This window comes from Chromobacterium sinusclupearum, assembly GCF_002902845.1.
GTDB classification, from domain to species: Bacteria; Pseudomonadota; Gammaproteobacteria; order Burkholderiales; family Chromobacteriaceae; genus Chromobacterium; species Chromobacterium sinusclupearum.
In genome coordinates, this window is record NZ_PPTF01000051.1 from 84850 (window position 1) to 95039 (window position 10190).

Annotated in this window: 11 protein-coding genes; 5 read left to right on the forward strand and 6 right to left on the reverse strand. The window is 65.5% G+C overall.

The features are described from left to right. The first annotated feature begins 226 nt into the window (after window positions 1–226). From C2134_RS11340 to C2134_RS11350, 3 genes are all read left to right on the forward strand, one after another. Complete coding sequence (locus tag C2134_RS11340) at window positions 227–1504, forward strand: phenylacetate--CoA ligase family protein (RefSeq protein ID WP_103320102.1); 1278 nt, start codon at window positions 227–229, stop codon at window positions 1502–1504. A gap of 10 nt (window positions 1505–1514) precedes the next feature. After that, on the forward strand, window positions 1515–2336 hold the full coding sequence (locus C2134_RS11345; RefSeq protein WP_158248751.1) for a pyridoxal-phosphate dependent enzyme: 822 nt from the start codon (window positions 1515–1517) through the stop codon (window positions 2334–2336). 255 nt (window positions 2337–2591) lie between these two features. Next, window positions 2592–2891, forward strand: a complete 300-nt coding sequence (locus C2134_RS11350) for a hypothetical protein (protein ID WP_103320106.1) — start codon at window positions 2592–2594, stop codon at window positions 2889–2891. 35 nt (window positions 2892–2926) lie between these two features. Here the strand turns inward: C2134_RS11350 and C2134_RS21715 are convergent, their stop codons facing one another. Continuing rightward, window positions 2927–3085, reverse strand: coding sequence for a hypothetical protein (locus tag C2134_RS21715; RefSeq protein ID WP_199152895.1), 159 nt, complete (start codon window positions 3083–3085; stop codon window positions 2927–2929). Window positions 3086–3246: 161 nt separating this feature from the next. Here C2134_RS21715 and C2134_RS11355 point away from each other — a divergent pair, with 161 nt between their 5' ends. Further along, window positions 3247–3747: a VOC family protein gene (locus C2134_RS11355; RefSeq protein ID WP_103320108.1), complete on the forward strand. Its 501-nt coding sequence runs from the start codon at window positions 3247–3249 to the stop codon at window positions 3745–3747. Between the two features lie 3 nt (window positions 3748–3750). On the opposite strand, the gene C2134_RS11360 is transcribed toward C2134_RS11355, so the two are convergent. The 5 genes from C2134_RS11360 to glnA form a co-directional block, all read right to left on the reverse strand. Further along, window positions 3751–4503, reverse strand: a complete 753-nt coding sequence (locus C2134_RS11360; protein WP_158248752.1) for a substrate-binding periplasmic protein — start codon at window positions 4501–4503, stop codon at window positions 3751–3753. An 88-nt stretch (window positions 4504–4591) separates the two neighbouring features. Continuing rightward, window positions 4592–6004 (reverse strand): nitrogen regulation protein NR(I), encoded by a 1413-nt coding sequence (gene ntrC, locus C2134_RS11365; protein ID WP_103320112.1) that lies wholly within the window; start codon window positions 6002–6004, stop codon window positions 4592–4594. Window positions 6005–6038: 34 nt separating this feature from the next. Continuing rightward, window positions 6039–7100 carry a nitrogen regulation protein NR(II) gene (gene glnL / locus C2134_RS11370; RefSeq protein WP_103320115.1) on the reverse strand — a complete coding sequence of 354 codons (1062 nt, stop codon included), beginning with the start codon at window positions 7098–7100 and terminating at the stop codon, window positions 6039–6041. A gap of 151 nt (window positions 7101–7251) precedes the next feature. Further along, a complete protein-coding gene (locus tag C2134_RS11375; RefSeq protein ID WP_043620536.1) occupies window positions 7252–7713 on the reverse strand; it encodes a DUF4124 domain-containing protein in 462 nt (153 codons plus the stop codon). Between the two features lie 127 nt (window positions 7714–7840). Beyond that, complete coding sequence (gene glnA / locus C2134_RS11380) at window positions 7841–9259, reverse strand: glutamate--ammonia ligase (RefSeq protein WP_103320117.1); 1419 nt, start codon at window positions 9257–9259, stop codon at window positions 7841–7843. A gap of 404 nt (window positions 9260–9663) precedes the next feature. On the opposite strand from glnA, the gene C2134_RS11385 reads away from it, so the two are divergent. Then, a complete protein-coding gene (locus C2134_RS11385) occupies window positions 9664–10116 on the forward strand; it encodes a rhodanese-like domain-containing protein (protein WP_103320134.1) in 453 nt (150 codons plus the stop codon). Window positions 10117–10190 lie beyond the last annotated feature (74 nt).

Genomic DNA, 10190 nt, shown 5'->3' on the forward strand with positions numbered 1-10190 from the left:
TCAGTTCCCCACGCTGGCCGCGGCCGTGGCCAGCCGGGCCGGCAACAACACCCTGCTCGGCATCCATTTCAACCAGTGGCTGGCCTGCGTGCCGACGCCGCTGCGCCGCGCCAGCGAGCGTTATCTGAACAGCCGCTTGGGGCCCGCCATGACTTAGCGGCCGCTGCGGCGTCGTGGCCGGCCGCGGGGCCGGCGTTTGATTGCAACTCCAACGAGGAAACGAACCATGTTGCCTGTCGCAAGGATTGCTCGCGTCGTCGAGCAGGCATCGCTGCGCCCGTTCTACCCGCGCCATTGGGGCGTGGAGCCAAGCCAGATCATGCAATGGCTGCGCGACGGCGAGTACCATCGGGTGCCGGTGATCCGCAAGCAGGATCTGTCCAATCATTGGGACGAATTGATGGAGTACGGCGACTTCACCGACGTTGTCAGTTCTTCCGGGACCACCGGGCGACCGGTGGAGCTGCCGGTGCACCGGCTGCAGGAGATGGTGTGGGTGGATTGCGTGGCGCGGGTGCTGACCGAATTAGGCGCGAAGCCGGGCGACCGCATGCTGCACCTGCTCAGCAACAACGACATGTTCACGCTGGGGCCGCTGGTATTGCAGGCGGCCAAGAAGGTGGGGCTGGGGCCGTTCCGCTGTTCGCCGCAGCGCACGCGGCGCATCCTGGACGTGGTGCATTACCACCAGCCGGCCTTCGTGGTCGGCAATCCGGTGGTGATGCTGGAGCTGGCGCAGACCATGGGCGCGGACTTCCCGGCGCCGGAATGCCTGCCCGACTACGCCTATTTCGGCGCCTGCGGCGCGTTCGACGCCGACAACCAGCCGACGCCGGTGGCGCGGAAGGTGATGGAGCTGTGGGGGCTGAAGGACGCGCTCAACGAATACGGCTGCAGCGAACTGGGCTCGGTCGGCCACGAGTGCCTGCGGCACCGCGGCTTCCACATCAACGACGACGCGGTCCACGTCGAGCTGATCGATCCGGAAACCGGCTTGCCGGCCGCGCCGGGCCAGCCCGGCGAGGTGGTGGTCACTTCGCTGACCTTGCCGCGCGGCTTCATCGCGGTGCGCTACGGCACCGGCGACATCGCCAGCTGGCTGGACGACAGCCCCTGCGATTGCGGCCGCCGCAGTCCGCGGCTGGGCGCCATCATCGGCCGGGTCGACCACCAGCTGAAGATCCAGGGCCAGACGGTCTATCCGGACCTGATCTTCGACGTGCTCGGCAGGGTAGATGGGATAGACAACGAACTGGTGGTCCGTTGTCCCGACGAGCAGGGCGGCCAGCAGGTGGAGGTGTGGCTGTCGGCGGGAGACGGCGGAGCCGACATCGTCGGCCGGGTGAGCGAGATGCTGTTGCAGCGGCTGGCGGTGGCGCCTTCCCTGCGCTTGGTGCCTTCCGATCTGATTCAGACGCTGAAGCAGGACAAGATGGCCAGCGGCAACGGCGTCAAGGTGCCGCGCTTCATCGACCTGCCGCTGTCCGTTCATGCCTATCTGTGAGGGACTTGCCATGACGCCATTGCTGTCGGCGCCGGGCCTGCTGCCCGGCCTGAGCCTGAAGCTCGAATACCAGAACCCCTCCTTGTCGATCAAGCATCGCTCGCTGCCTAAGACGCTGCTTGAACGCGCGCGCGCCGGTCGGGTACGCCGCGACACGACGTTGGTGATCATGACCGCCGGCAGCGCCGGCGTCAGTGTCGCCTGGGCGGCAAGCCAGATCGGCTGCCAGGCCTTGCTGCTGATGCCGGACGGCGCGCCGGACAGCGTGGTCAATTACGCGCGCTGGCTGGGCGCGGAGGTGGAGCGCCGCCCGCATCCGCAGCTGCAGGAGCTGCTGGACGCCCATCGCGGCATGCCGGGCAGCCATGTGGTCGAGCAACTGAGCGACGCGGAGCTGATCGGCCATTACCGGGAAGTGGGGGAAGAGCTGCTGCGCCAAGCGCCTGGATTGGCGGCGGTGACGGTGTCGGCCGGCACCTGCGCGTCGCTGATGGGCATCGCCGAAGCGCTGGCGCCGGCTGGCGTGCCGGTCTACGCCGTGGAGCCAGCGGAGGCCGCGGTGCTGTCGGGCGAGCCTTGGCGTCCGCACAATATTCCGGGCCTGGCGCCGCCGGCGCCGACGCGGCTGTTCCGGCGCGAAGCGGTGGCCGGCGTCGTGCCGGTGGCGTCGGAATTGGCTTGGTCCACGGCACGCGAGGCGATGGCCGCCTGTGGCGAGCCGGTAGGGCCCTCGTCCGGCGCCGCCATCGCCGCCGCCCGCATATTGCGCGGCCGCGGCGTGGACGGCGCTATCGTCGCGGTCTGTTCCTCGCATATGGTCACCAGCCTATGAGCCTGCATCAGGCTAGCGTCGCGGCTGGCCGCCTCCCTCCGTTGCGGCGGAAAGCCGAGCAGGCGCGGCCGGCCATCGAGATTCCCTGGCGGGAGGCGCGGCCGGTGTCGCCTGACGCAATCTGCGCCTGCAGCCGCGGCGTGTTGGTGCACCAGGGTTATATGACCGGCGCTGCAGGCCAGCCGCGGCTGCGCGCTGCGCATCCGCCGGCTGTGGCAGCGCCACGACGCCCGCCGGCTGGAGCGCACTATCCTGTTGCTGGACGAGCGGCAGCGCTGCCATGTGGCGGCCTGGATCAGGATAGAGCTGCTGGCGTTCGAGCCGCGGCTGAAGCGGCAACTGGTGGAGTCGGACCTGCCGTTCGGCGGCATCCTGGCGCGGGTGGGCATCCGCCCGGCGTTCGCCGGGCGCCAATATTTCGTTTTGCCCAGGCTGTTCGCCGCCAGCGGCGCCATCGCCTACCGCCGCTGCTGCGAGCGGCATTATGGCCGCAGCCACTACATGCTGGACGAGGATGGGCGGGTGCTGGCCGAGGTGTATGAAGCGCTGCCCTGAGCGCCGCGCTGAGGCTTGAGGCCCGGCGGAACGGCTCAGCGCAGCGCGTGGGTCAGCAGGTAGTAGGCGATGTACAGCCAGCTCAGGAAGCCGTGGATGATCGCCCACAGAATGGAGTGATTGGCCGACCATGACAGGGCGACGGCGATCAGCGTGCCCAGAGAGAAGCCGTATCTTGCGCGGCGGGTGTCCATGATGAGAGATGCCTGGAAAAATGTGGATGGGGCCAGTGTACGGCCATCGGCCGTATCGTGGCATGATTGACTTCTAACGCGGCCGGCAGGATTTCGTATACGCGCCGCGCGGCATGGCGTAAACCGCGCCGTGTTTTTCCAACCCAGAATTCAGGTGATAGATGGGCATTAAACGACTCAACCATGCCGTGCTTTACGTCAGCGATGTGGCGGACAGCGCGGCGTTTTACCGCGATGTGCTCGGCTTTCGCCCCAAGGGCGATGCCGCTTCCAGCCGCGCCGTGTTCGCGCAGGCCGCGCATTCAGACAATGACCATGACCTGGCGCTGTTCCAGCTCAACCTGGGCCAGCAGCGCTCGGGGCCGTTCAGCCCGCGCGGCGAGACGCCTGCGCCGCATCAGCCCAGGGCTGGCTTGTACCACCTGGCCTGGGAGGTGGACACCATTCAGGAATTGAAGCGGATACGCGACCATTTGGCCGAGATCGGCAAGCTGGGTATGGAAGAGGACCATGGCGTGCACAAGAGCGTGTATGGCCATGATCCGGACGGCTTGCTGTTCGAGGTGTGCTGGTTTGTGCCGGAGAATGCGCCGCAGCGGGACGATGCCGCCCCGGGCGATGGCCGGCTGGATTGGGAGCGTGAGCTGGCGCGGTTTGGCTGAGGCTCAGCGCGCGCCTTCCGGCAGGTAGCGCGGGCGCAGCTGCGGCATCTGCCGCCATAGACATTCCACTTGCCGGGCATGTTCGCGTGCGTAGCCGCGGCTGAATACCCAGTAATAGGGTTTACTGCGCAGCGGCGGCGACATGCGGTGTATCTTCAATTCCGGATGGTGGCGCAGGTAGAGGTCGCCTGCCAGTTGGTGCAGCACGTAGGCGTCGGTGCGGCCCGCCTGCAGCTTGGCGAAATTGTCTTCTATGCCCACGCTTTCCTCGACGTCGATGCCGCGCGCCATCAGTTCGCGGCCTATCGACCAACCCTGGTTGACCCCTACGGTTCCGTTGATGCCGTAGAGCCCGCTGCCGTCCCAATGCAGCAGACTGCCGTTGCGGACGTAGAAGGCATAGCTCAGGGTGGTCATCCGTTGCTCTGAATCGGGTTGGCCGCCACGCAGCGGAAACGCGATCAGCCGGCTGCGCTCATCGGTGTAGGACAGCAGCAGCGCGCCATCCAGCCGGGCCAATTGCAGGTTCTGCACGATGCGCTCCCCAGGCTGACGACTGATGCGGCCCTGCAGGCCGCAGTTTCGCAACGCGGCCTGCGCCAGTTCGATGGCGCGGCCGCGCGGCGGATTGGCCGGAGACGGGTCTTCAATGACGTAGGGGCTGGTCAGGGCCGAGCTGACCGCCAGCTGCAAAGGCGCGGCGGCGTGCAGCGTGAGCGGACACAGCGCCGCCAGCGCGAGGTACGAACGAAACATCGATGGAATCGGGCTAGAGGACTGGCCCGATTCTATCAGCATTTATTGAAAATGATGCAGTTGTAATTGCTTGTTTGATTAATAATTATCAACCGGCATCGTGGGCTTCTAGACCTAGCTCCTGGATTTTGCGCGTCAGCGTGTTGCGGCCCCAACCCAGCAATTGCGCCGCCTCCACCTTGCGGCCGCCGGTATGGGCAAGGCCGGCGCGGATGCAGGCGGTTTCGAAGCGGCGGGTCAGCTCGTCCACGATGCCGCTCTCGCCGGCCTGCAGGCGCTGCCGGATCTCATCCGTCAATTGCGCTTCCCATGCCGCGTCATCGCGCGCGGCCAGCGCCGGGGTGGCCGGCTCGCGCAGCTCCGGCGGCAGGTCGGCGATTTCCACGGTTTGGCCCGGCGCCATCACGCAGATCCATTGGCACAGGTTTTCCAGTTCGCGCACATTGCCGGTGAAGGGGCTGCGCTGGATCAGCGCCATCGCCGCCTCGGACAGCCGCTTCGGCTCCACGCCCAGTTGCGAGGCGCTCTTGGCCAGGAAGTGGCGGGCCAAGAGCGGGATGTCCTCGCGCCGTTCGCGCAGCGGCGGCAGGCGCAGCCGGATCACGTTGAGGCGGTGGTACAGATCCTCGCGGAACAAGCCGTCGCGCACGCGCTGCTCCAGGTTCTGGTGGGTGGCGGCGATGACCCGCACATTGGCCTTGATCGGCGTATGGCCGCCGACGCGGTAGAAGTGGCCATCGGACAGCACGCGCAGCAGGCGGGTCTGCAGCTCGGTGGGCATGTCGCCGATTTCGTCCAGAAACAGCGTGCCGCCTTCGGCCTCCTCAAAGCGGCCGCGGCGGGTGGCCAGCGCGCCGGTGAACGCGCCTTTCTCGTGGCCGAACAGTTCCGACTCCAGCAAATCCTTGGGGATGGCGGCGGTGTTCAGCGCGATGAACGGCTTGGCGGCGCGCACCGAATGGCGGTGCAGCGCCTCCGCCACCCGTTCCTTGCCGGTGCCGGATTCGCCGGTGATCAGCACCGTGACGTGCGATTGCGCCAGACGGCCGATGGCGCGGAACACGTCCTGCATGGCCGGGGCCTGGCCCAAGAGCACCGGCAGCGCCTCCGGGCTGTCCGCGCCGCCGCCCTGGGCCTGGCTTTCCGCCAGCGCGCGCTCGATCAGCAGCACGGCCTGATCGATGTCGAATGGTTTGGGCAGGTATTCGAAGGCGCCGCCCTGGAACGCCGACACCGCGGAGTCCAGGTCGGAGTGGGCGGTCATGATGATCACCGGCAGCTGCGGGTGTTCGGCCTTGACCTTGGCCAGGAATTTCAGGCCGTCGGTGCCGGGCATGCGGATATCGGAAATGATGGCCCGCGGCGTGGCGTCGTACAGCGCGTTCAGCGCGTCGTCGGCGCTGGCGTAGCTGTCAAAGCCGATGCCGGCGCGGGTCAGCGCCTTTTCCAGCACCCAGCGTATCGCCTTGTCGTCGTCGATGATCCAGACCGGTTGGGCCATTGGGTTTCTCCTCGTATTCTTGTCGATATCGTTGTCAGCCGGCGGCGTCGGCGCCGAACGGCAGCATCACGGTGAAGCAGGTCTGGCCGGGGCGGGAGTCGAACTCTATGCTGCCGCCGTGTTGGTGGACGAAGGCCTGGGCCAGCGTCAGCCCCAGGCCGGTGCCTTCGGCGCGGCCCGTCACCAAAGGGTAGAAAATATGGTCGCGGATGTCCTCGGGGATGCCGGGGCCATCGTCGACGATCTGCAATTTCAGCGCCAGCTGGTGGCGTTTGCGCGCCAACGTGATCTGCCGCGCCACCCGCGTGCGCAGCTCGATGCGGCCCTGGCCGCGCATGGCCTGCACCGCGTTGTTGACGATGTTCAGCACCACCTGGATCAGCTGTTCCTTGTCGGCCGACAGCAGCGGCAGGCTGGTGTCGTAGTCGCGCACCACCGCCAGACCTTGCGGATGCTGGGCCAGCGCGATGCTGCGCACCCGTTCCAGCACCTCGTGGATATTGACCTGGCTGCGGCTGTGGCTGCGGTGCGGCGCCAGCAGGCGATCCACCAGCGTCTGCAAGCGCAGCGCTTCCTCGGTGATGACCTCGGTGTATTCCTTCAGCTCCGGCCGGTCGGCCAGTTCGTGTTCCAGCAATTGCGCCGCGCCGCGGATGCCGCCCAGCGGGTTTTTGATCTCGTGCGCCAGATTGCGGATCAGTTCGCGGTTGGCCTGGTGCTGCAGCAGCAGCCTTTCCTCGTTGGCGATTTTCAGCTGCTGGTCCAGCGGGCGCAGCTCGATCAGCGCCAGCAGGCCGTCGCCGTCTATCGGCGTGATCGACAGCGTGACATGCAGGATGGCTTCATTGTGCTGCGGCCGTAGTTCCAGGTCGTGCTCGATATAGCTGGCGCCCTGGCGCAGCGCGGTATGCAGCGCCTGGCGCAGCGCGGGGCAGGGATGAAACAAGCCGGTCAGGCCGTGGCGCAGCAGCTCGCGGCTGCCCAGCGCCAGCAGGTTCTCGCATGCGGGATTGACGAAGCGCAGCGCGCCGGCGGCGTCGCAGATCAGCACCGGCGTGTCTAGCAGTTCCAGTCCGGCGAAGCTGGGTGTCGGCATGAGGTTTCGCTTTTCAGGAATAAAGGTGCGCGGAATGAGGCCGCGTCCTTGATCAGCAATAAGCGCGCCAGCTTGGCGGCGTCGAAAAGCGCGCCTTGCGGCGTGGACGCGGCGTTTTGAGGCTTAGGATGCACCATTTTGGTGCGAATGGCTAGGGCAGCCCCAGTTCCTTCTTCAGCGCGGCGACATTCTTCTCGCGGTCGGTGACTTCGTTTTGCAGCTTCTGCACCCGGTCCAGGTATTTCTGATAGTTGCGGGTTTCGTCGCCGTTGCGCACGGCCTTGCCGTCGGCCAGCGCTTTCTTCGCCGCATCCAGCGCCTTGACCTCGTTGGCCAGCTCCTGCTCCAGAATCTTCTTGCGCCCGCTGTCGCGCTGCTTCTGGGTATCGGCGTCGACATTCGGATAGCCGCCGGACGCCGGCGCTTTGTCGGCATTGCCGCCGCTGGGCTTGCGGCCGTGGTAGGTGGATAGCGGGTTCAGCGTGATCGGTTGGGCGCCGCGCAGCGGCACATTGGTGTAGGTGACGTTGCCGTTGGCGTCGACGTATTTGTAGATCGTGGCGGCCTGGGCGCAGCCGCAGGCCAGCAGCAGGCTTAAAGCGAATATTTTCATCGTCTGAGACTGGTATGGGTGCCCCTGCATGATAAGCAAATCGCGCCCGGTCGTCATCGGTTTGCGCGCGGCGCCATGAAAAACGGCAGCCTGTCGGCTGCCGTTGTTGAGCGAGTCGTCGCCGTTTTTAGAGAGAGTAGTACATCGCGAATTCCACCGGGTGGGTGGTCATGCGGGTCAGGTTCACTTCCTGCATCTTCAGCTCGATGTAGGCATCGATCCACTCGTTGGAGAACACGCCGCCGCGGGTCAGGAACTCGCGGTCCTTGTCCAATGCGGCCAGGGCTTCATCCAGCGAGGCGCACACGGTCGGGATCAGCTTGTCTTCTTCCGGCGGCAGATCGTACAGGTTCTTGTCCGCGGCATCGCCCGGGTGGATCTTGTTCTGGATGCCGTCCAGGCCGGCCATCAGCAGGGCGGAGAAGCACAGGTACGGGTTGGCCAGCGGATCCGGGAAACGGGTTTCGATGCGGCGTGCCTTCGGGCTGGCCACGTGCGGGATGCGCACGGAGGCGGAGCGGTTCTTGGCGGAGTAGGCCAGCTTCACCGGAGCTTCGTAGTGCGGCACCAGGCGCTTGTAGGAGTTGGTGCCCGGGTTGGTGATGGCGTTCAGCGCCTTGGCGTGCTTGATGATGCCGCCGATGTAGTACAGGGCGGTATCGGACAGGCCTGCATAGCCTTCGCCCGCGAACAGGTTCTGGCCGTCTTTCCAGATGGACTGGTGCACGTGCATGCCGGAGCCGTTGTCGCCGACGATGGGCTTGGGCATGAAGGTGGCGGTCTTGCCGTAGCTGTGGGCCACGTTGTGCACCACGTACTTCAGGATCTGGGTCCAGTCGGCGCGCTGGGTCAGCGTGCTGAACTTGGTGCCGATTTCGTTCTGGCCGGCAGTGGCCACTTCGTGGTGGTGCACTTCAACCGGGATGCCCAGCTCTTCCAGCAGCAGCACCATGGCGGAGCGGATGTCTTGCGAGGAATCAACCGGCGGCACCGGGAAGTAGCCGCCCTTGATGCCCGGACGGTGGCCCATATTGCCGCCTTCGAATTCTTCCGCCGAGGCCCAGGCCGCTTCTTCGGCCTTGATCTTGACGAAGCAGCCGGACATGTCGGTGCCCCAGGTGATGCTGTCGAAGATGAAGAATTCCGGCTCCGGGCCGAAGTAGGCGGTGTCGCCGATGCCGGAGGCCTTCAGGTAGGCTTCGGCGCGCTTGGCGATGGAGCGCGGGTCGCGGTCATAGCCCTTGCCGTCGGCCGGGTCGATCACGTCGCAGTGCATGAATACGGTCGGCTCGTCGAAGAACGGGTCGATGCGGGCGGTAGCCGGGTCGGCCATCAGCAGCATGTCGGAAGCCTGGATGCCTTTCCAGCCGGCGATGGAGGAGCCGTCGAAGGCGTGGCCGCGCTCGAACCAGGCGTCGGCGTCTTCCAGCAGCACATGGGCCGGGATGGAGACGTGCTGCTCCTTGCCGCGGGTGTCGGTGAAGCGCAGATCGACAAATTTGACGTCGTTTTCTTGGATCAGTTTGACTACGTCGGCTACTGCCATGGTTTATCTCCTGAAAGGCAACGTGCACCCAAGGGCAAGTGCGTGAAAATTGGTACGCCCGGCATCAAGCAGGAAGCGTGCCAGCTTAAAAATCGCTGCTGCTGCATTGTGTCATAGGCGCATGGCCTTCGCCAGCAACCTGGAATGGACAAGTTTGACCCATGCTGGTGCCGTAAATTTTTGTAATGCACCAGATTGGTGCCATTCGCCAGCCATGTCATTTGCCAGTCATGTTGTTCGGGCAGATAATCGCCAACATGAGGGTCGCTGACAAAACCCTGCAGAGAGCCTGAGCCAAGGCGCGCCGACGCAGACAGCGGGTCGCCCGGCAAGGAGCGCAACGCAGGATCAGGGGTTCTGTCAGCGACTCTACGCCACGCATGTTGCAAACGGAGGGATACATCATGAGTCGCATGAACCTGATACTGCAGGCCGCGCACGAGCGGGCGGAGCAGATGGGCCTGCCCTATAGCGGCGCCGTTTTGCCGGACGAAGCCTATGAGCTGATGCAATCGCTGCCCAAGGCGGTGCTGCTGGACGTGCGCAGCCATGCCGAGTGGCAGTTTGTCGGCACGGTGCCGCAGTCTGTCAAGATCGAGTGGCGCAGCTTTCCCGGCATGGCGCCGAACCCCAATTTTCTGGCCCAGCTGACGCATCAGGTGGACCCGGAATCGGTGCTGCTGGTGTTGTGCCGCTCCGGCGTCCGTTCCGATGAAGTGGCGCGGCTGGCGGCGGCCAATGGCTACAGCGAGGTGTACAACGTGCTGGAAGGCTTCGAGGGCGACAAGGACGAAATGGGCCATCGCAACTCGGTGGGCGGCTGGCGGCAGCGCGGGTTGCCGTGGGAGCAGAATTGAGCGAATGGTTTGGGCGGGTTGAAGTTTATGTCATTAAACGGCAAAGTGTGGCCTGAATCCGCTGCCGCGCGCAG

Coding starts and splice junctions, on each gene's coding strand:
- C2134_RS11340 (WP_103320102.1), top strand. CDS start 227: ATGTTGCCTGTCGCAAGGATTGCTCGCGTCGTCGAGCAGGCATCGCTG.
- C2134_RS11345 (WP_158248751.1), top strand. CDS start 1,515: ATGACGCCATTGCTGTCGGCGCCGGGCCTGCTGCCCGGCCTGAGCCTG.
- C2134_RS21715 (WP_199152895.1), bottom strand. CDS start 3,085: ATGGACACCCGCCGCGCAAGATACGGCTTCTCTCTGGGCACGCTGATC.
- C2134_RS11355 (WP_103320108.1), top strand. CDS start 3,247: ATGGGCATTAAACGACTCAACCATGCCGTGCTTTACGTCAGCGATGTG.
- C2134_RS11360 (WP_158248752.1), bottom strand. CDS start 4,503: ATGTTTCGTTCGTACCTCGCGCTGGCGGCGCTGTGTCCGCTCACGCTG.
- ntrC (WP_103320112.1), bottom strand. CDS start 6,004: ATGGCCCAACCGGTCTGGATCATCGACGACGACAAGGCGATACGCTGG.
- glnL (WP_103320115.1), bottom strand. CDS start 7,100: ATGCCGACACCCAGCTTCGCCGGACTGGAACTGCTAGACACGCCGGTG.
- C2134_RS11375 (WP_043620536.1), bottom strand. CDS start 7,713: ATGAAAATATTCGCTTTAAGCCTGCTGCTGGCCTGCGGCTGCGCCCAG.
- glnA (WP_103320117.1), bottom strand. CDS start 9,259: ATGGCAGTAGCCGACGTAGTCAAACTGATCCAAGAAAACGACGTCAAA.
- C2134_RS11385 (WP_103320134.1), top strand. CDS start 9,664: ATGAGTCGCATGAACCTGATACTGCAGGCCGCGCACGAGCGGGCGGAG.